The 21,498-nt window shown below is 67.4% G+C and carries 12 protein-coding genes; 9 read left to right on the top strand and 3 right to left on the bottom strand.

Features of this window, described 5'->3' with window-relative positions; all coding sequences use genetic code 11:
• Positions 1-17: 17 nt before the first annotated feature.
• Complete coding sequence (locus tag BLT96_RS07935; RefSeq protein ID WP_090863371.1) at positions 18-2,156, bottom strand: TerB N-terminal domain-containing protein; 2,139 nt, start codon at positions 2,154-2,156, stop codon at positions 18-20.
• Positions 2,157-2,281: 125 nt separating this feature from the next.
• Positions 2,282-3,418: a 5-methyltetrahydropteroyltriglutamate--homocysteine S-methyltransferase gene (locus tag BLT96_RS07930; protein WP_090863368.1), complete on the bottom strand. Its 1,137-nt coding sequence runs from the start codon at positions 3,416-3,418 to the stop codon at positions 2,282-2,284.
• 340 nt (positions 3,419-3,758) lie between these two features.
• Here BLT96_RS07930 and BLT96_RS07925 point away from each other — a divergent pair, with 340 nt between their 5' ends.
• Entirely contained in the window at positions 3,759-4,964 is a 1,206-nt protein-coding gene (locus BLT96_RS07925; RefSeq protein ID WP_090863366.1) for a Fic family protein, read from the top strand.
• 123 nt (positions 4,965-5,087) lie between these two features.
• On the opposite strand, the gene BLT96_RS07920 is transcribed toward BLT96_RS07925, so the two are convergent.
• Positions 5,088-8,816, bottom strand: coding sequence for a phosphoribosylformylglycinamidine synthase (locus BLT96_RS07920; protein WP_090863365.1), 3,729 nt, complete (start codon positions 8,814-8,816; stop codon positions 5,088-5,090).
• Between the two features lie 262 nt (positions 8,817-9,078).
• Between BLT96_RS07920 and BLT96_RS07915 the strand changes: the two genes are divergently transcribed.
• From BLT96_RS07915 to BLT96_RS07875, 8 genes are all read left to right on the top strand, one after another.
• On the top strand, positions 9,079-10,224 hold the full coding sequence (locus BLT96_RS07915) for an exonuclease SbcCD subunit D (RefSeq protein WP_172825000.1): 1,146 nt from the start codon (positions 9,079-9,081) through the stop codon (positions 10,222-10,224).
• Positions 10,225-13,497 (top strand): AAA family ATPase, encoded by a 3,273-nt coding sequence (locus BLT96_RS07905; protein ID WP_090863363.1) that lies wholly within the window; start codon positions 10,225-10,227, stop codon positions 13,495-13,497. It abuts the gene before it with no gap.
• 126 nt (positions 13,498-13,623) lie between these two features.
• Complete coding sequence (locus BLT96_RS07900) at positions 13,624-15,621, top strand: BMP family ABC transporter substrate-binding protein (protein ID WP_090863362.1); 1,998 nt, start codon at positions 13,624-13,626, stop codon at positions 15,619-15,621.
• Positions 15,614-16,345, top strand: a complete 732-nt coding sequence (locus tag BLT96_RS07895; protein ID WP_157692200.1) for a metallophosphoesterase family protein — start codon at positions 15,614-15,616, stop codon at positions 16,343-16,345. Before BLT96_RS07900 ends, BLT96_RS07895 begins: the two co-directional genes overlap by 8 nt.
• A 33-nt stretch (positions 16,346-16,378) precedes the next feature.
• Complete coding sequence (locus BLT96_RS07890; protein ID WP_090863345.1) at positions 16,379-17,269, top strand: EamA family transporter; 891 nt, start codon at positions 16,379-16,381, stop codon at positions 17,267-17,269.
• Between the two features lie 125 nt (positions 17,270-17,394).
• On the top strand, positions 17,395-17,898 hold the full coding sequence (locus BLT96_RS07885) for a MarR family winged helix-turn-helix transcriptional regulator (protein ID WP_090863341.1): 504 nt from the start codon (positions 17,395-17,397) through the stop codon (positions 17,896-17,898).
• Positions 17,895-19,691: an ABC transporter ATP-binding protein gene (locus tag BLT96_RS07880; RefSeq protein ID WP_090863338.1), complete on the top strand. Its 1,797-nt coding sequence runs from the start codon at positions 17,895-17,897 to the stop codon at positions 19,689-19,691. Before BLT96_RS07885 ends, BLT96_RS07880 begins: the two co-directional genes overlap by 4 nt.
• Entirely contained in the window at positions 19,684-21,480 is a 1,797-nt protein-coding gene (locus BLT96_RS07875; RefSeq protein WP_090863335.1) for an ABC transporter ATP-binding protein, read from the top strand. Before BLT96_RS07880 ends, BLT96_RS07875 begins: the two co-directional genes overlap by 8 nt.
• Positions 21,481-21,498: the final 18 nt, after the last annotated feature.

Raw genomic sequence — 21,498 nt, 5'->3', positions numbered from 1 at the left:
ATGTTCTTTTGGCAATTTTAGAGGCCGCAGATGTCGCGAACATCCTCGACGTAGTCCGGAACGAGCCGCGGCTCTCCGTCGACGTACTCGATCGCCGTGTCGCCAAGCTCGTCGAACAGCTTCTCGTTTATGGAGTCTACCAACACGGATGCCATGGGCTTGCCCGGGCCGAGCAGATCCGAGAAAGGCTTGCCCTCGGACACGCGTGCGATGACCTTGAGCTCGAGGAAGTCCAGGCCGCATGGCGTCTGGCCATCCTCGGCGGCGACGGGGTTCGGGCTCGCGGGTGACGTTGCTGCCGCGGTCGTGCCATCGGTGGCGGTGGGGTTTGCGACCGAGGGCGCGGCGTTCTTCTCGACCGCGTGCGCCGGATGGGCCATGGGGGCGGACGCAGTCGGCGCGGGTGAGGACGGAGTGGGCGCGGTCGTTGCGGTGGGCTCGTCCTCGATCTCCTCGTCCACAAGGAGCGCCTCGCGGGTTGTGGCCGCTGCGGCACGAATGCCGCCGAGCTTGGAGAGATCGATCACTATCTTGCGGCTCTCTGCCTCGAGTTCGCGCTGGCGCTCTTCAGCGGACGCCTGGACGACGATCTTCTCGAGGTACTTTGCGAGGGGGCGCGGCTTGAGGGCGCGCGGGTCGTCCCAGTCCTCGCGCATCTGGCGGTCCATGGCGCGCAGGATGCGGCCGAGGTCGCGGCTCTTGCCCACGCGCTCGTAGCCGCGGTAGATAAACCAGCGTCCGGCGAGCGTGGTCACGCGCGTGCACGCGTCGATGCGGTACGTGGGGGAGGGCAGCTCCTTGGGCAGCGTGCACGGGAGGTCCGGAAACGGGAACCAGCCGACGCTGGACTCCCAGCCCACGAGGCCGTCCACCAGGTTGGTCTTGCGGCGCTTGCCGCAGTGCTTGGCAAGCGCGCGGAACACGGCCGCGCCGACCGCGGCCGCTGACTGGGGGTTGTTTCGCAGGAACGGGGAGCGCTCCACGTTGTACGAGGACAGCGCGGCCATTGCCTTCCAGACGTCTGCATCGGTTGGAACGTGTGCCGGCATGTCCTTGGGCGTGAGGCCGCGGGCGCCCGTCTCGCACAGGACCGCCCGCTCTGCCGTGCGCAGCGTGGCGACCGCCTGGGCGAAGGCGCGCTCGTCCGCCGAGGTGGCAAGCTCTGCCGGGAGGTTGTGGAGCACGGCGTAGTCGCGGATCCAGCGCCGCGCGTCGAACGCGAGGCCGGAGGACATGCCGTCCGCGTCGAGCTCCGTCGCGCGGTCGCGCAGGCGGACGAGCTCTTGCAGACAGGGCATGCCGGGCTCCGCGCCGATGCCGTTCACGAGCTCCGCTGCGAGGATGTGGCCGTACGTGTAGGGAATGCGGTCCTCGCGGTGCGCGCGCCATGCGGTGCGCCATGCGAAGTAGCCGCGGAGCTCCTCGTCGGAGAGGTCGCGGTACGACACGCTGTAGCGGTACCTGACGCCAAACGGCGACGGGGCGGAATCGTCCTCGTAGCTGGCGGCAAGGCGCGCCTGCGCCACAAACAGGCTCACGCCGGTGAGCCTGGTGCCGTTGGGCTGCGGCTCGGTCTCGAGTTGTCGCAGCTCGCGCAGGGTCTGGGGCAGGTTGCTGCCGGCGCGCGCGGACGCCTTGCGGGAACCTTGCCGCGGGTGGGCCGGCGCGACGTCCGGGTGCGGCCACGACCAGCCGTCGTACGGCCAGCCGGAGGAGGGGCCGTCCGCGTCGAGCGGCGCGTCGAGCTCGTCCAGCCAGCTGCGCTGGCGGAGGGCGTCGTCGTGCGTGGGGCGCGGCCGGGGCGGAAGCTCCGCACGCGCCGCGCGGCGAAGGGCGGCGCGCTCTTCTCGCCCGGAGGCGCCGGGCAATGGGGTGGGGCGCATACCTGTGGCGCCGGCGTCCGCGGGGGCTGCGGACGGTGCGGCTGCGGACGCCGTGGCCTCGCGCTCGCGACGCAGGTCTGCGCCGGTGCGCAGGATCGGCTCGTCGCCAAAGGTCCTTTGCGAGAAGATCGCGCGCTCCCGTTCCGAGGCGCCCTGCAGAATGCGGTCTATCACCTGGCGCGCACGGCTGCCGATGGCGGCGGGGGAGTCGCCGCGGCCATCCTGCGCGGACGTGCCCCGCGCGCGTTCGCCCTGCTTGTAGTCCTGGTCCACGGCGCCTCCCTCCCGCGCTGTCCCGGTAGTGAGCAAGGGGCCGCACCCCAGGGGCGCGGCCCGATGCTATCGATACCGTAGATTCTAACCGCAATGCAAGGCGCGGGCGGACGGCGGGGCCGAGTCTAGTCCTCGTCGCCCCAGACCCTGCGCGCGACGCGCTTGATAAGTGCGACCTTTGCCCACTGCTCGTCCTCCGTCAGCTTGTTGCCGATCTCGCACGAGGCGAAGCCGCACTGCGGGGACAGGTAGAGGTTCTGCAGCGGCACGTACTGCGCGGCCTCGCGGATGCGGCGCTCCAGCAGTTCCTCGTCCTCCAGTCCCGGCTGCTTGGACGTGACGAGCCCCAGCACGACCTTCTTGCCGGGTGCCACGTGGGCCAGGGGCTCGAAGCCGCCGGCGCGCGGCGTGTCGAACTCCAGGTAGAACGCGTCCACGTCCTCCTTCGCAAACAGGTACGGCGCCACGGGGTCGTAGCCGCCCTCGAACGCGTAAGTGGAGTGGTAGTTGCCGCGGCACACGTGCGTGGTGACGGTGAGGTCGTTCGGCTTGCCCTCGAGCGCTGCGTTGTTGAGCTCTACGCCCAGCTCGCACACCTTCTGGATGTCGACGGGCGCAAGGCCGGTCTTCGCGACGAAGTCCTGGTCGCAGTAGATGCCCCACGTGCAGTCGTCAAACTGGATGTTGCGGCAGCCTGCGGCATACAGGTCCGCTATCACGGTGCGGTACGCGGCCGCGATGTCTGCCGCGAGCTCCTCGTTGGTGGCATAGACGCCGCGCAGGCTCTGTACCTGGCCATCTGCGCGGTCCAGGATGACCTCGCTGTACGTCTGGATCGGCGCGGGGATGGTCTGCTTGGCCACGTTGCCCTCGCTCTCGAGCGCCTTCACAAACTTGTAGTGCTGCACAAAGGGGTGGTTCTCGCCATTGATCCTCCCCACTACCACAGCCGTGTCCGCGGTGGTCTCCTCGTCGTGGAACTGGTAGCCCTCGCGGGCGGTACGGCGCTCGATCCCGCCAAGCCCCCACATAAAGTCAAGGTGCCAGTAGCTGCGGCGGAACTCGCCGTCCGTGATTACGTGCAGGCCGGCCGCCTTCTGCTTTGCCACGAGGTCGCGGATGGCGACGTCCTCGACGGTTGCGAGCTGCTCGTCCGTGATGAGGCCGGCCGCGTGGTCCGCGCGGGCCTGCTTGAGGACGTCCGGCCTGAGGAAGCTGCCGACCACGTCGAAGCGGAAGGGGGAGTTGTGCTTGTAGGACATGTCAAGACCTTTCGTCTGGGTTTCCGTTTTCTGGCACGCGGGCGGCTCTTCTCGCCCGGCGCTCTAGAGTATCGGGCTTCATGAGGTAATAGAAAACTATCGGTTATCTACCAATATCTATAGAGAAAAGCTATGGAAATGGGTTGGAACGCGCTCGTGGGTGAATGACGCTTCGTCATTGGCGACGCCATCGACTAGCTTTGTGCGGAGCTTCACTTCCCTTTTGCGTGCGCTAACGGAAGTGAACTGTGATTCACTTCCGTTAAGGTGCTTCTAACGGAAGTGAAGTATCATTAACTTCCGATAGAGAGTTTCTAGAGGAAGCGAATGGGGGGTGTGGATGGACGAGAAGAGCACTTGGCCTCGCGTTGGGTACGAGGAGCTTGGATGGCATGTGGACGATGATGACCGCGCGCTCATGTCCAAAAGTGCGCGTAGGAAAATGGGTGAGACCTACTACGCCGCGGTGCCACCCATGATTGCGCAGCTTACGCCCGAGGTTCCTGCCGACCTGCTTCGCCATGCGATGGAGGTGGAATCGGAGCTCATCCGCTTTGACGCGCTGCTTTCGGTGCGCGGCTACGACCTGCCAGCCCTGCTGCTCAGGAGCGAGTCCTCCGCGAGCTCGCGCATCGAGAACCTGACTGCAAGCGTGCGAAACGTCGCCCTGGCGGAGCTCGACGCAACGACGCCCAGAAACTCGCGCGAGATTGCGGGCAACGTCCGTGCCATGCGCGAGGCTATCGAGCTTAAGGGGGAGCCGAGTGTGGGGGACGTGCTCCGCGTGCATGCGAGTCTCATGAGCGTGACGGGCGAGTCCTTTGGCGGCGAGCTGAGGGACGAGCAGGTGTGGATAGGGGGCAGCGCCTTCGGGCCGCAGGGGGCTGCGTACGTGCCGCCATCACAGGAGCGGGTGCCCGCCCTTCTCGACGACCTCATGGCGTTCGTCCGGCGCGACGACCTCAATCCCGTGGTCCAGGCGGCCGTGGCACACGCGCAGTTCGAGACCATCCATCCGTTTGTGGATGGCAACGGGCGAACGGGACGTGCGCTGCTACACCGCTGGCTTTGCTACCACGACGTGCTGAGGCACGCGACCCTGCCCATATCTTCCGGCTTGCTGCACGATGTGGATTCGTACATGGGCGCGCTCCAGAGCTATCACGACGGCGATGTGCGGCCCATCGTGGGCGAGCTTGTGAATGCCCTTGAGGTTGCGCTTGCGTTGGCGCAATCCGCGACGCGGCAGATAGATGACATAATCGAGCGCTGGCAGGAGCAGATGGGCGAGCGCAGGGGCTCTGCCATACGGATGCTTCCGGCCGTGCTAGTGGCGCAGCCCGTCGTGAGCGTCGCCCATGTGGCGGACCATCTGCAGATCACTCCCAGGGCTGCCCGTGACGTTATCGCGCGGGCGTGCGAGTATGGCATGCTCACGCCCATGGGAAACCGCCGTCGCGGGGTGTTCTACCAGGCGGACGAGCTGCTTGACGTGCTGGAGCAGATGACGTCGCGCCCGGCCATGCGCAGGATGTTCGTGCGTTAGGCGGCGTGCCTGTGGCGGCGTGCCCTTTGTGGCAACGTGCCCTTGACGCAAAGGCGGGGCCGGACGCCGCGTGCATCCGACCCCGCCTGTATCTTCCTTGCGGCTACCTTGCGCCGCCCGCCGCTACTTGAAGTACGCGACGCCGCCCTCGAAGAGCTTCTGGTACTTGTTGCCCGGCACGTTCTTGTACAGGCCGTTGCCGGAGCGCTCCGTGTGGCCCATCTTGCCAAGCACGCGGCCGTCCGGGCTCGTGATGCCCTCGATGGAAAGCACCGATCCGTTGGGGTTCACGTCCAGGTCCATGGAGGGCACGCCGTCCTCGTCCACGTACTGCGTGGCAATCTGGCCTGCGGCCTCCATCTGGGCAAGCAGCTCGTCAGACGCCACGAAGCGGCCCTCGCCGTGGCTGATGGCGATGGTGTCCACCTCGCCCACGGGCACCTGTGACAGCCATGGGGAGAGGTTCGAGGCCACGCGGGTGCGAACGAGCCTGCTCTGGTGCCGGCCGATGGTGTTGAAGGTGAGGGTGGGGCACTTCTCGTCCATGGGGCGGATGTCGCCAAACGGCACCAGGCCCAGCTTCACCAGCGCCTGGAAGCCGTTGCAGATGCCCAGCATCAGGCCGTCGCGGGCCTGCAGAAGGTCGCGCACGGCCTCCGTCACCTGCGGCGCGCGGAAGAACGCCGTGATGAACTTCGCGGAGCCGTCTGGCTCGTCGCCACCGCTGAAGCCGCCGGGGATCATGATGATCTGGCTCTTGCGCACCTCCTCCACAAAGGCGTCCGTGCTTTCGGCGACCGCCTCGGGCGAGAGGTTGTTGATGATGAACGTCTTCGCCTCGGCGCCGACGCGCTCGAACGCTGCGGCGGAGTCGTACTCGCAGTTGTTGCCCGGGAACACGGGGATCACCACGCGCGGCCGGGGGACCTTCACCAGGGGCGCCGGGCGAGAAACGCCACGCTCCGCCGCGTCAAACGTCACGGTCTTGACGGGCTCTCCCTTCTGGCGGTACGGGAAGACGGACTCGATGCCCTCCTCCCAGGCCTCCTGCAGCCCGGCAAGGTCGAGCTCCTGGCCCTCGACCCACATCTTGTACTCCGCGGACGTGCCACCCAGGTACTCCACGTGGAAGCCCTCGCGGTCCGTCGGGATGAACGTGCCGTCGGCCACCTCGATCACGAAGCTGCCGTACGCGAGCCTGAACAGCCTGTCGGCCAAGAACTCGTTTACGAGACCAAAGCCGATGTGGTTGCCCACCGCGCTCTTGAACAGCTGCTCGGCCAGGCAGCCATAGCCGGGGGTCGACGCGGAGAGCACCACGCCGTAGCCAATGTGCTCGTGCACGAAGTCGAGCACCTTCAGGAAGCTCTGGGCGTCCGGAGTCACACCGTCGGCCTTGTACGTGGGGCTCACGAGCCATAGCTGGCTGTCCGGGCGCTTGAACTCCGGCGACACGATGTCGTCCACGCTGCCGAGTCCGGTCGCGAACGAGACGAGCGTCGGCGGCACGTCCAGGTCCTCGAACGAGCCGGACATGGAGTCCTTGCCGCCGATGGAGCCTATGCCAAGGTCGAGCTGGGCCATGAGCGCGCCCAGCACGGCGGCCGTCGGCTTGCCCCAGCGCTCCGGCACGTCGCGCAGCTTCTCGAAGTACTCCTGGAACGTCAGGTACATGGCCTTGCGGTCGATGCCGGCCGCGGCGAGCTTCGCCACGGACTCCACGACCGAGAGGTACGCGCCCGTAAACTGGTTCTCGCTCATGAGGTAGGGGTTGAAGCCCCATGCCATGCCGCTGACCGTCGTGGTCTCGCCAAACACCGGCAGCTTCGCCACCATGGCCATCGCCGGCGTCAGCTGGTACCTGCCGCCAAACGGCATGAGCACGGTCGCCGCGCCGATGGTGGAGTCGAAGCGCTCGGAAAGGCCCTTGTTCGACGCGACGTTCAGGTCGCTCACGACGGAGCGCATGCGTGCCTCGAGGGTGTCGCCTGCAAAGTCCGGCTGGTAGGAGCCCTGCCCCTCAACGTGCACGTCCTGGTGCTTCGGGGCGCCGTTGGACGAGAGGAACTCGCGGCTCACGTCGCAGATCGTCTCGCCGTCCCACACCATGCGCAGTCGTGGCTCCTTGGTCACCCTTGCCACGACGGTCGCCTCGAGGTTCTCCTCGTGGGCGTAGCGCATGAACTCGTCCACGTCCTCGGGGGCGAGCGCCACGGCCATGCGCTCCTGGGACTCGCTGATGGCGAGCTCCGTGCCGTCGAGGCCCTCGTACTTCTTCGGAACCTTGTTCAGGTCGATGTACAGGCCGTCCGCCAGCTCGCCGATCGCGACGGAGACGCCACCTGCGCCAAAGTCGTTACAGCGCTTGATGAGGCGGCACGCGTCCTCGCGGCGGAACAGGCGCTGGAGCTTGCGCTCGGTGGGGGCGTTGCCCTTCTGCACCTCTGCGCCGTCCTTCTCGAGGGACTCGACGTTGTGCGCCTTGGAGCTGCCGGTTGCGCCGCCGATGCCGTCGCGGCCGGTGCGGCCGCCCAGAAGCACGATCTTGTCGCCGGGTGCGGGGCACTCGCGGCGCACGTGGCTTGCGGGCGTCGCGCCCACCACGGCGCCGATCTCCATGCGCTTCGCGACGTAGCCAGGGTGGTACAGCTCGTCCACCTGGCCGGTCGCGAGGCCGATCTGGTTGCCGTAGGAGCTGTAGCCCGCCGCGGCCGTGCGCACGATCTTGCGCTGCGGCAGCTTGCCCGTAAGCGTCTCGCTCACCGGGACGGTGGGGTCGCCGGCGCCGGTCACGCGCATGGCCTGGTACACGTAGCTGCGGCCGGACAGCGGGTCGCGGATGGCGCCGCCGATGCAGGTCGCCGCGCCGCCAAACGGCTCGATCTCGGTCGGGTGGTTGTGAGTCTCGTTCTTGAACAGGAACAGCCAGTCCTCGTCCTTGCCGTTGACGTCCACCTTCACCTTCACGGTGCAGGCGTTTATCTCCTCGGACTCGTCCAGGTTCTTGAGGACGCCCTTGCTCTTCAGGTACTTCGCGCCAATGGTGCCCATGTCCATCAGGCAGACGGGCTTCTCGTCGCGGCCCAGCTCGTGGCGGACCTCCAGGTAGCGCTCGAATGCGGCCTTCACCACGGCGTCGTCGATAGCGACGTTCTCAAGCTGCGTGCCAAACGTGGTGTGGCGGCAGTGGTCGGACCAGTACGTGTCGATCATCTTGATCTCGGTGATCGTGGGGTCGCGCTTCTCGCCCTTGAAGTACTTCTGGCAGAACTGGATGTCCGCGAGGTCCATGGCAAGTCCGCGCTCGTCGATGAAGTCCTGCAGCTGCCTCTTCGTGAGCTTCCCAAAGCCGGTCAGGGTCTCGACCATCGGCGGCTTGGGGTAGTCGACCTTCAGGGTCTTGCGGGTGGAGAGCGAGGCCTCGCGCGCCTCGACGGGGTTGATCACGTAGTGCTTGATGGCCTCCACGTCCGCCTCGGTCAGCTTGCCCTCAAGGTAGTACAGCTTCGCGGAGGCAACCGTGGGGCGCTCACCCTGGCTGATGAGCTGGATGCACTCGCTTGCGGAGTTCGCGCGCTGGTCAAACTGGCCGGGCAGGAACTCGACGGCGAACACCTTCGCACCCTTTGCCGCGGGGCGGCGCGTGGTGGCGACGTCGGACTGCGGCTCGCTGAAGACCGTGAGGATGCACTTCTCGAACAGTGACTTCGAGATCCCCTCCACGTCGTAGCGGTTGACGATGCGTAGGCCCGTAAGGGCGCCCACGCCCAGGGTGTGGCGCAGCTCGTGCCCAAGCTGCTTCGCCTCTACGTCGAATCCCGGCTTCTTCTCTACGTACACACGTGAGACCATTTGCTGCCCTTTCCTCGGGGACGTGTGGGGTTGGCCCCTCAATCATAGCCCGCAGCCGTGCGCGATGCGTCGCGGCCCCCGTAAATCCCTCGTTACGCGCAAAGTGCGCCGGCGTGCCGCCACGTGGCGGGCTTGGCGCCCTGAGAAGCGTGCCAACTCCGGGGGAACTCCGGGCGAATTAATGTCCACTCGCATTGCTAGAATCGGTTTTCACACTCGCCCGCGCGGCCGCGCGGGCCCGGGAGCTTTGGGGGCGGTGCGATTGAGGCTACTTCACCTGGCGGACCTTCACATAGGCAAGCGCGTGTGCGACTTTCCCATGATCGGCGACCAGCGCCACGTCCTTGGGCAGGTGCTGGGCCTGCTCCGTGCGGGAACGGCGGACGCGCTTCTGGTTGCGGGCGACGTGTACGACAAGTCACAGCCCAGCTCGGAGGCTGTGGCGCTTGTGGACTGGTTCCTCCAGGGCGTGGCGGATACCGGCGTTCCGGCGATCGTGATTCCCGGCAACCACGACTCCGCGGAGCGCGTTGCCTATGCGGGAGGGCTGCTGTCGCGGCAGGGCATCCACATGGCGCCGGCGTTCGACGGCCGCATCGAGCCCGTCATGCTCGCCGACGAGCACGGCCCCGTCGCGGTGTGGCCCATCCCGTTTCTGCATCCCGCGCAGATCCGCCACTTCCTGCCAGACGCGAAGGCGGACACGTATACGGACGCGTTCCGCGCGCTCGTGGCGTCGCTTCCGCTCGACGCGTCCGTACGGAACGTCGCGGTGGTGCACCAGTTTGTGACGGCGGCGGGCGTGACGGTGGAGCGCAGCGACTCCGAGGTCTCGGTCGGTGGTCTCGACAACGTTGACGCCAGCGTGTTCGACCCGTTCGACTACGTTGCGCTCGGCCACATCCATCGCGCGCAGCGCGTCGGGCGCGACTGCGTGCGCTATGCGGGATCGCTCCTGAAGTACTCGCTGTCAGAGGCGGACTACGACAAGTCCGCGCCCCTCGTGACGCTGGGTGCCAAGGGAGAAGAGCCAGGCATCGAGCTCGTGCCCCTCACGCCGCCGCACGACCTCAGGCGCATTCGCGGTCCGCTTGCCAAGCTCGTGAGCGCGGACGTCGTTTCCGCGGCGGATGCTCAGGACTACCTGCACGTGATCCTGACGGACCAGGACCCGCAGGTCAACGCCATGGCGCGTCTGCGCGACGCCTACCCAAACGTCATGAGCATCGAGTACGACAACGCGCGGACGCGTGCCGCCGGCGCGCAGGCGGACGCTCCCGCGGACGAGCCGCGGGAAGACCCGCTTCAGCTCTTCTCGCAGTTTTACGAGGCCCAAAACGGCACCGCGCCCACGGAGCGGCAGCTTGCCATCGTGGAGGAGGAGCTCGAGGGGATAGGGGTGATGTAGATGAGGCCGACAAGGCTCACCATGAGCGCCTTCGGCCCGTACGCGGGCCAGGCAAGCATTGACTTCTCGCTTCTGGGGACGTCGGGCATCTACCTGATCTGCGGAGACACCGGTGCCGGCAAGACCACCATATTCGACGCGATATCGTTTGCCCTGTACGGCGAGCCCAGCGGCAGCTTCCGCAAGGCGCGCACGCTCAGGAGCGACTTCGCGGCGCCGGACGTGAAGACGTACGTGGAGCTGGAGTTCGAGCACCGCGGGCGTCGGTACCGCGTGCTGCGCAACCCCGCGTACGAGCGGCCGAAGCTCCGCGGCGAGGGCACCACGACGGAGGGCGCGGACGCGACGCTGTGGGAGCTCGACAGCCCCGAGAAGCCGCCCGTCACGCGAACCGCCGCGGTGAACGCGCGGGTTCTGGAGCTTTTGGGCATCGACCGCGACCAGTTCTCTCAGATCGTGATGATCGCGCAGGGCGACTTCCGCAGGCTGCTTTCCGCGGACACCAAGGAGCGATCCTCCATCCTGCGCAAACTGTTTGGCACGGAGCCGTACCTCGCCTTCGAGCGCGCCCTCGCAAGGCGCCAGCGCGAGCTCGAGAAGAGCAGCCAGTCCGTCACGGACCAGCTCCGCGGCATCATGTCGCTTGCCAGCGTGGAGGGCGAGACCCGTGCGGCGGAGCTCGAGCGCCTGCAGTCGCTTGCGGCACCAGATGCGGACGCCCTCGTGGCCCTGCTGGACGCCCAGGAGAAGGACGACGCGGCGGAGGCTGGAGTTCTGGACGCAGATGCCGCGCGCCTTCGCGAGCGCGAGGACTCGCTGAAGGCCCAGCTCGACCTTGCGACCCAGACGGTCGAGGCACAAGCGGCGCTCGCGGCAGCCACGGCGAAGGCCGCCGCGGCCGCGGGTACGACCGCAACGCGCAAGTTGGAGCTCGCGAGCGCGGAGGATGCCGCGAAGGGCGCCCCAGAGCTTGCGCGGAAGGCTGCGGCGCTTGCTGCGGAGCTTCCCGCCTACGAAGAGCTCGGGCGCGCAAATACGGCCCTGGCTGAGGCGGAGCGCAAGGTTCGCGAGGCACGGGCGGAGCTTGGGAAGACCGAGGCCGCCCTGGGCGAGAAAGACGACTCCCTTGCCCGGGCGCGCGACATGGTGCGCGAGCTTGCCAGCGCGCCGGCGGAGTTGGAGCGCGCGAAGGCGTCTCGCACCGAGGCGGAACATGCGCAGGGGACAGCCGCGCAAGCCGTGCAGGACTGCGAGGAGCTTGAGCGCCGCACGGCGACGGTGGCGGGCCTTGCCGCGAAGGCGACATACGCCTCGGCTGCGCTTAAGCGGGAGGAATCGGCGCGGGCGGCGGTTCGCGAAGAGGTTGCTGGCTTGGAGGCGGCGGAGGCGCGGCGCGCGGGTGCGCCAGAGCGCCTCGCGCACGCAACCGCGGCGTGCGAGGACGTGGAGCGGCGCCTCGCGGAGCTCGAGCGCTCATGCCAGGACTTGCAGAGGCGTGGGCGGGAGGCCGACGAGGCCCGCTCGACGTGGGAGAAAAAGAAGTCGCTCCACCTGGACGCGAGGAAGGCGTTCGACGAGGCACAGGCACGCTATGCGGCGGCGGAGCGTGCGTTTCTCGACGGTCAGGCCGGCATCATGGCAAGCACCCTTGCGCCGGGGATGGCGTGCCCGGTCTGCGGCTCGACGGAGCATCCGCACCTTGCGGCGGTGTCGGCGGAGGTGCCCACGGAGGGACAGGTCAAGGCCGCCAAGCAGGCGGCCGATGCCGCAAGGGAGAAGTTCCAGGACGCCGCCGCGAAGGCGGCCGATGCCCGTGCGCGGCTCGACGCGTCGCAGGCGGAGCTGTCGCGGCTCATTGCGGAGACTGGGGGCGAGGATGCGCTTGCGAAGGGGCGCGCCGCGCTGACGGAGGAACGAGAGGCGGCCCGGAACGAGGAGTCCGCCGCGAAGGTGGAGGTCGCCGCACTGGAGGATGTGCGGAAGAGGCGCGACGCCGCTCGCAAGAGGCTTGAGGACGCCGACCGGCGCGTGGAGGAGGCGAGGTCTTGCGGGGTCGCTGCGGACAAGGAGCTTGCCGCCGCGAAGTCTGGGCTCGAGGAGTTCTCCTCTGCACTGGGGGAGACGGACGTCGAGGCGGCGCGCGCACGGAAGCGCGTGTGCGACGGCGCGCTGGACGCGGCGCTCAAGGCAGAGCGCGACGCCCGCGCCCGCGTGGACGCGGGTGCCGCTGCATCGGCGGAAGCAGAGCGACTCGCGGGTGAGGTGGAGGATCTTCGGGTGAGGCGCGACGCGCGACGCGAGTCGGTTGACGGCCTTGGGCGTGACGTCGCGTCCGCAACCGCGCGCGTACGCCAGATCGCGGCAGGCCTGAGCTTTGGAAGCGGGGCGGAGGCCAAGCGGCGGCTCGACCAGACGGAGGCCGCACGCCGCGCCTTGGAGGAGGGCTCGACCTCCGCTCGTGACGCCTACGAAGAGGCCCGTCGCAGCGAGGCCGCCGCGGAGGCGAGCCGGAAATCCGCGCAGGAGCGATTGGATGCGCTGCGGTCGCGAGGCCAGGTGGACGGGGAAGGCGCCGAGGCGGCCCTTGCCCGGGTCCGCGAGGAGCTCGACCGGCTCTTGGGGAGGCAGACCGTCCTGGCGTCGCGTAGGAGCTCGAACGCGGGGATGAGAAAGAGGCTCCGGCGCCTGGGCAAGCAAGCCCTCGAGGTGGCGGAGAGCTACGGGGAGGTGAGGTCGCTCGCCCAGACCGCGTCGGGACAGCTTTCGGGAAAGGAGCGCCTGAGCTTCGAGACCTACCTGCAGGCACGGTGGTTCGACCGCGTGATCCATGCCGCGAACCGCAGGCTCTCCGTCATGACGAACGGCAGGTTCGAGCTCGAGCGTCACCGCGGCCAGCAGACGGGCACGGGTGGCTCGCAGTCCGGGCTCGAGCTAGACGTGCGTGACACGTTCACGGGCAAGCCGCGGCCGGCCTCGACGCTCTCGGGCGGCGAGTCGTTCAAGGCGTCGCTCTCGCTCGCGCTTGGCCTCTCGGACGTGGTGCAGGCCAGCGCCGGCGGGGTCCAGCTGGATGCGATGTTCGTGGACGAGGGCTTCGGCACGCTTGACCAGGAGTCGCTCGAGCTTGCGGTCAGAACGCTCTCGGACCTCACCGGGTCGAACAAGCTCGTCGGCATCATCAGCCACGTCGAGGAGCTGCAGGAGTCCATCGGTCGCAAGATCGTGGTCGAGGCGGGGCGCGACGGGTCGAGCGTGCGCGTGGAGCTGGAGTAGGACGCCGCAACCCCGTGTCCCTCTCTTGCGCTATCGTTTGTCCATGCGCCCACCTCACTACGGGGCGGGCCCAGCTCACCTTACCCAGTGGCGCGACGCGTCCACAAGACGAGGGGTGGTACCAGCATGATCGAGGACTACAAGAAGGCCCTGCGCCAAGGCGAGCGCGACAGCAAGGCGGACGTTGCCGCCGGTCGCTACCCGCATCCGCCCGTGCTCGACGAACTCGTGCCCAGCAATCGCTCTTTTGGCCAGAAAAGCCTCGGCATCATGCAGATTCCTTTGGCCATGGTGGTGGGCACGCGCACCGCGGGCCGGCAGGACGCGTTCTCGCGCACGTTCATGCCCATGCTCGGTGTGCGCACGGAGTTCGCGACGAAGTGGTCGCACCTCTATGACGCACAGATGGGCGAAGGCTTCCGCGATCCCGTGAAGGTGTACGAGTACCTGCATCGCTTCTACGTGGAGGAAGGCAACAAGAGGACGTCCGTCCTCAAGTACCTCGAGTCCCCCTCCATCGAGGCGGACGTGATCAGGATCCTGCCCGAGGTGCGCCCCACGCCCGAGCGCGCGTCTGGCGACGCCCCGGGCGAGAAGGGCGCGGCCCTAGCGGACGAGGGCGAGGACGTCGCGCCTGGCGTGGACCTCTACCGCGAGTTCCTCGAGTTCTGGAATGCGGTCCCGACCTACGACATCGAGTTCACGAAGCCTGGCTCCTACCGTAGGCTCGCGTCCCACCTCGGTCGCGACCTCGACTCGCCTTGGCCGGAAGACGCCGTCAGGCAGCTCCGCTCCACCTACCTCTTCTTCAGGTCCGTGTACCTGAAGGCCGGCGGCGCGCACCTCGACATCACGCCTGCGGACGCGATGCTCACCTATATGGACGTGTACGGGTCGAGCCGCATGCTCGAGACCCCGTCGCCCCTGCTCAGGACGAGGCTCGCCCGCATCTGGGCGGAGTTCGCGTCCAGTGGGCCGTCAAGCGCCCCCGTCCTTGTGGGCGAGCCCGTAAAGGAGTCCGGCGGTGCCATGTCCTTCCTCTCGGGAGGGAGCGGCTACACCAGTCAGCGACCCCTCGTCGCGGCCTTTGCCTATGCCGGCTCGCTCGAGGACGACTTCTGGGCGCGTGCGCATGACAGGGGCCGGCAGGAACTCGAGAGACACTACGGCGGCATCGTGCGCACGCTCTCGTACGGGGGCTGCGAGAGCGAGGCTGCGTTCGCGGCTGCCGTGAGCGACGCCGCCTCCCAGGGTGCGGAGGTGTTCTTCTCGTGCTCGCCAGAGCTCATGGACGTGACGGTGCGAGCCGCGGCAGAGTTTCCCCACACAAGCTTCCTCAACTGCTCGGTCAACCTCTCGCATGGCCTGGTCCGCTCCTATTACGGCCGCATGTACGAGGCGAAGTTCATTGCCGGTGCCCTTGCGGCGAGCCTGGCGGACAACCATGTCATCGCCTATCGGGTGAGCCTGCCCCCGTGCGGAGCCGTCGCGGAGGCGAACGCCTTCGCCGAGGGGGTCGCCATGGTCGACCCCAAGGCAAAAGTGGTGCTGGAATGGACCGACCACGGCGTCAGTGGCATAGAGGATCTGGTGGAGAAGGGCATCACCATGATCTCCGGCGCGGATGTCACCGCACCGTTTGACGACCCTCTTGCCCACGGCCTCTTCAAGGTGGTCGACGGCAAGGTCAGAAACATCGCCGTTCCCACGTGGAACTGGGGGCGCTACTACCAGATCATCGTGGACAGCCTCCTCAAGGGGGAGCTACCCGGCATACTCACCCAGGACGGGGACGGTCTTCCTGCGGGTCCTCGCGCGGTGACGTACTGGTACGGCATGTCGTCGGGCGTGATCGACCTCATGCTCTCGCCGGAGCTGCCATACGGCTCCCGCAAGCTTGCGGGCGTCCTTCGGCGCGCCATCTCCTCCGGTGCCGTCACACCGTTCGACGGCGAGCTCCTCGACCGCGACGGCATCGTGAGGTCGGGGGAGGCGGACCGGCTTACGAGCAACCAGATCGTGGGAATGGACTGGCTTGCACAGAACATCGAGGGGGACTTCCCCCAAGACCTGCGTCCTGCGCGCGTCGCGACGGCCGGGCTGGGGGTCGATGCCGATGTCTGAGGCAACGCTCAAGATACTCGCAATCGCGGACGTGGAGGAGCGCTCGCTGTGGAGCACGGGCGTCGACCAGCGATTCAAGGACGTCGACCTCATGCTCGCGGCCGGAGACCTCGACGCGGACTACCTGGAGTACCTGGTCACCGTCATCAACAAGCCGCTGCTGTATGTGCACGGCAACCACGACGAGAGCTACGTGCACAAGGCGCCCCGCGGCTGCATCTGCGTGGACGATGCCGCTTACGTGTACCGCGGCCTTCGGGTGGTGGGGCTTGGCGGCTCCAGGCGCTACCGCGAGGGGACGTACATGTACACGGAGCGCCAGATGCGCCGGCGCGTCCGCAGGGTGTCCCGCCAGGTCCGGATGCTTGGTGGCTTCGACCTCCTGCTCGCGCACGCGCCGGTGCTCGGCGTCGGCGACATGGACGACATCCCGCATCGCGGCTTCGAGTCTCTCGGCGAGATGTGCGGTCGCTGGCACCCGCAGTACCTGGTGCACGGGCACGTCCACAAGGGCTACTCCGCGGAGTTCGTGCGCGAGCACGCGCTGGCGGGCGGCACGCGCTCGCTCAACGCGTTCGGGCACGTCACGTTCGAGGTCCGCGTGCCACAGCTGTCGTATGGTTGGAAGCAGTCGGTCATTAACAGACACACGCTCAAGGTGAGCGACGAGCTCACCGTCCAGGAGGAGGGCGTCCTGGGCGCCGGGTGGTCGTACGACCTCTGATGGCGCCAGACGTGCCAGGGAAGGATGGTTCACATGTGGCTCATGGCGGCAGTCGGCTCCGCGCTCTTTGCGGGCGTGACGTCCATACTCGCAAAGCTCGGCATCAGGAAGACGGACTCCGACGTGGCCACGGCCATCAGGACCATCGTCGTGCTCGCGTTCTCGTGGCTCATGGCCCTCGTGACGGGGCAGGTCGGCGCCATCGGCACGCTCACGGCAAAAGCGTGGGCGTTTCTCGCCCTGTCGGGCGTCGCGACGGGCGCGAGCTGGATCTGCTACTTCAAGGCGCTCTCCATGGGCGACGTCAACAAGGTCGTCCCCATCGACAAGACGTCCTCCGTCCTCACGATACTTTTGGCAATCGTCCTGTTTGGCGAGGTGAACAACCTCGCGGTCAAGCTGCTGGGCTCCGTGGCCATCCTCGCGGGCACGCTCCTCATGGTCCAGCGCACGGGCGAGAAGAGCGCGGACGCCTCCAATGCGGGGCGTCCCCACAACGCGTACCTCGCCTATGCCGTGGCATCCGCCGTCTTCGCGGCGCTCACGTCGATCCTGGCGAAGGTCGGCATAGAGGGGGTGCCGTCGAACCTGGCAACGGCGGTGCGCACCTGCTTTGTCCTTGCGATGGCGTGGATCGTGGTCGGCATGCGCGGCAAGCTTCCGCAGGCGCGCCTGGACGCGCTCAACGCCCGCGAGTTCGCCTTCATCTGCCTGTCCGGCATCGCCACGGGCGCAAGCTGGCTGTGCTACTACTTCGCCATCCAGAACGGTCCCGTGAGCGTCGTCGTGCCCGTGGACAAGCTGTCCATCCTCGTGTCCATGGCATTTGCGGCCGTGGTGTTCCACGAGCGCTACACGGCGCGCTCGCTCACGGGCCTCGCGCTCATCGCGACGGCGACCGTCGCGATGGCCGTATGGGCGTAGCGCCTGCGCCAGGCGCCTGAGGACCCACGTCATCCGAGGGTGATCTTCTGCTTGCACTTTGTCCGATTTCGGATTAGCATGTCCTGAGCTGTCCGAATTCGGATATACGTCGCACGGAGGGAAAGGTGTCATCACAACAGGAAGGGGGGTCGCCCCAGGGTGACGTCCCCAGCGTCAGGACGATCGACTCCATCTTTCGCGAGTCAGACCGCCTGTACTACGAGGTGGCGCGTGGCTGCGGCCTCTCCAATGCCGCGTTCTGGTCGCTCGTCTCCATCGTCATCCGCGGCGGGGCCACCCAGGGCCAGATCGCGGAGGACACGGCGTACTCGCGCCAGACGGTGAACTCGGCCGTCAAGTCGCTCGAGTCGCGCGGCCTCGTCGCCATCGGCTTCGAGGAGGGAAGCCGCCGCAACAAGACGGTGTCCCTCACGGTGGAGGGCAAGGCGTTCTGCGCGCGCAACGTACGCCCCGCCATGGATGCGGAGGAGCGCGCGTTCGCCTCGCTGTCGCTTCGCGACCGCAGGGAGTTCGCCCACCTCGTCCGCATCTACGTGGACGCGATCGACGTCGAGCTCGGCCGCGTCATGGAATCAAGGTCCAAGCAAAAGGAAGGGGGTGGCAGATGAGCAAGGACGCATCGGGCGAGAAGAGCGTGGAGAAAGACTACAGCAGGTCAGCCTCGTTTAGGCTGCTGCTCAGGCTCGTGACCCCGTACAGGGCGCTCGCCGTCTTTACGGTCCTCGCACTTCTCTGCGACATAACGGGCATGCTATACATCCCGACGGAGCTCTCTGCCCTCATCAACACCGCCGTGTCCTCCACGGATGCGAGCGGCATGCTCGCCCACGGCATCTCGATGCTCGTCGCGGCCATCGTTGGCTCGGGCGGCTGCATCGTGTCGTACTGGCTGGCGAGCCGCCTGGCCGCGCGCGTGGGCAGGGACATGCGCGTCGCGGTGTACGAGAAGTCCCTCGAGCTCGGCGGGTACGACTTCGACCAGCTCGGGACGGGCTCCATGATCACCCGCACACTGTCGGACGCGAACGTCGTGCAGCAGACGTTCCTCATGACGTTCATCATGCTCGCGCCCGTTCCCGTCATCTGCGTGGTGGCGATCGTGCTCGCGTTCGGGATCGACTACGTCATGGGCTGGCTCCTTCTGGCCATCACTTTGGTCATGGGCGTGGTCATGGTCATCGCGGTCAAGGTGAGCGCCCCGATCTTCCTGGTGCTCCAGGGGTTCATCGACAACATGAACACGCGCCTGCGCGAGACGATCACCGGCATCCGCGTCATCCGCGCGTTTGGACGCGAGGACGCGGAGCGCAGGAACCTCGACGCCACGTTCGAGGACTACGCGAGAAACGCCATCCACGTGAACCTCGTGTTCGCCACGGCCGACTGCATGACGTTCTTCCTCATGAACGTGGTGGAAGTCCTGGTGGTGTGGCTCGGCGCCGACCGCGTCGGCGTGCACGCCATGCAGATAGGGTCGATATCCGCGCTGGTAGAGTACGCCATGCTCATCATGTTCTTCATGATGATGGGCCAGTTCGCCATCCTGCAGCTGCCCCGCGCCATGGCGTGCCTCACCCGTGCCTCCGAGGTGCTTGCCGTCGAGCCCCGCGTGAGGGACCAGAAGGCGCCGGCGGAGCTTGCCGCGGCAGAGCCGTCCGTCCCCGTCGCACGCTTCGACCACGTGAGCTTCCGCTTTGCGGACGCGGACGAGGACACCCTGCGCGATCTCAGCTTCAGCCTGCGCCGCGGCGAGGTCACGGCCGTCATAGGGTCCACGGGCTCCGGCAAGTCGACCATCGCGAAGATGCTCCTGCGCTTCCACGACGTGACGGCCGGTCGCATCGAGTTCCTCGGACAAGACGTGAGGAACGTGGGCCAGCACGAGCTTCGGGACCACATCGCGTACGTCCCCCAGAAGGCGTGGCTCTTCTCGGGCACCATCGCCCAGAACCTGAGGGACGGCAACACCGACGCGACGGACGAGGAGCTGTGGCATGCCGTCGACGTGGCGCAGGGCGCGTTTGTGCACGAGCTCGCGGACGGCCTGGACGCGCGCGTGTCCCAGGGCGGCTCGAACTTCAGCGGCGGCCAGCGGCAGCGCCTGGCCATAGCCCGCGCGCTCGCGCGCAAGGCGGACCTGTACGTGTTCGACGACTCGTTCAGCGCGCTCGACTACAAGACGGACGCCAGGCTGCGCCACGCCATCCGCGCGGAGCTTGCGGACGCGGCGGTGCTCATCATCGCGCAGCGCGTGAGCACCATCCGCGACGCGGCGCAGATCGTGGTGCTGCGCGACGGCGAGGTCGTGGGCCTTGGCACGCACGACGAGCTGCTCGCCACGTGCCCCACATACCTGGCAATCGCGAAGTCACAGGAAAGGGGAGGTGAAGAGGATGAGTGAGGAAGAGGAGAAGGACGTGCCGACCAATGGTCGGGCCACCGCGCTGAGGCTCTGGAGGTCCGCGGCCGGCATTCGCTGGCGCCTTGTGGTCGCAGCTGTCGCGGCGGTGCTGTACGTCGCGACCGACCTCATGACGCCCGTGTACGCAGCAAGCCTTATCGACCACCTGTGGGCGGGCGTCCAGCAGGCGTTCGCAAACGGGAAGACGTTTCGCGTCACCATGGAGAACGGCGGCGTGGACATTCTGGTCTACCTGGGCATCTGGATGCTTGCGTGGGCGTTCTACAGCGTGCAGTCCCTGGTCATGGCGAGCTTCGCGGAGCGGCTGAACCTGAAGCTGCGCGAGGAGATATCGCGCAAGGTCGAGCGCCTGCCGCTTCGCTACTTCGACTCGCACAAGCCGGGCGACACCATCAGCCGCGCCACGAACGACCTGGACAAGGTGTCCGAGGTCCTGCAGCGCGGCCTGCTGCAGATCATCATTTCCGCAATCACCCTCGTGGGCGCCCTCATCCTCATGGCGCGCATGAGCCTCCTTCTCACCGGCGTGTTCCTGGTGTTCGCGGCACTGTCGGCCGTCCTCACGAAGGTCGTGGCCGCGCGGACGCTCGCCGTGGCGGCAAGGCGTCAGGACGTGCTCGGCCGCCTCACGGGCCGGGTGGAGGAGGCGTACAGCGGCCGCGCCGTCATCAAGGCGTTCGGTCGCGAGGAGGAGTCCCTCGCGCGAGTGCGCGGGGACGCGGAGGAGCTTGCGCAGGTGAGCGCCCACGCAGACTTCCTCACGAATGCCATCTCGCCGGCCATCCGCTTCCTCATGAGGCTGGCGCAGGTCATCTGCGGCGTGCTCGCGGGCGGCATGCTCGTGGCAGGCCGGCTCACCGTCGGCTCGTTCCAGGCGTTCTTCCAGTACGTCCTCAAGGCGTCCGAGCCGCTGACGCAGCTGTCGCTCACCCTGAACATGCTGCAGGGTGCTCTCGCGGCGGCAGAGCGCGTGTTCGTCCTGCTGGACGAGGAGGAGGTCGTGCCGGATCCCAAGACGCCGGCGACCCTTGCGGAGCCCGTACGCGGACGCGTGGCGTTCGAGCACGTGCGCTTTGGCTACGCGCCGGACAAGCCGCTCATGCGCGACGTGAGCTTCGTGGCGCGACCCGGCCAGAAGGTGGCCATCGTGGGTCAGACCGGTGCCGGCAAGACGACCCTCATCAACCTGCTCATGCGCTTCTACGAGGTGGACGGAGGTCGCATTACGCTGGACGGCACAGACACAAGGAGCCTTGCCCGCGCAGACCTGCGCCGCCAGTTTGGCATGGTGCTGCAGGACTCGTGGCTGTTCGAGGGCACCGTTGCCCAGAACATCGCGTACGGCCATCCCGGCGCCACGCGCGAGGAGGTGGAGACCGCCGCCCGTGCCGCGCACGTGGACTACTTCGTGCGCACGCTGCCGGAGGGCTACGACACCATGCTCGCGAACGACGCGGAGAACGTGAGCCAGGGACAGCGCCAGCTACTCACCATCGCGCGCGCGATGCTGACGGACCCGGCGATCCTCATCCTGGACGAGGCCACCTCGAGCGTGGACACGCGCACGGAGCAGTACATCACCCGCGCGATGGAGGCGATCATGGCGGACCGCACGAGCTTCGTGATCGCGCACCGGCTCTCGACCATCGTGGACGCGGACCTCATCCTGGTGATGGACCACGGCGACATCGTCGAGAAGGGCACGCATCGCGAGCTGCTGGAGCAAGGCGGGGTGTACGCGGACCTCTATCGCAGCCAGTTTGCCTAGCGCTTCTCGCCTGGCGGC

It is taken from the genome of Parafannyhessea umbonata, from assembly GCF_900105025.1.
GTDB lineage: Bacteria > Actinomycetota > Coriobacteriia > Coriobacteriales > Atopobiaceae > Parafannyhessea > Parafannyhessea umbonata.
Note: the sequence above shows the minus strand (reverse complement) of the source record. Positions and strands in the feature narration are given on the sequence as shown.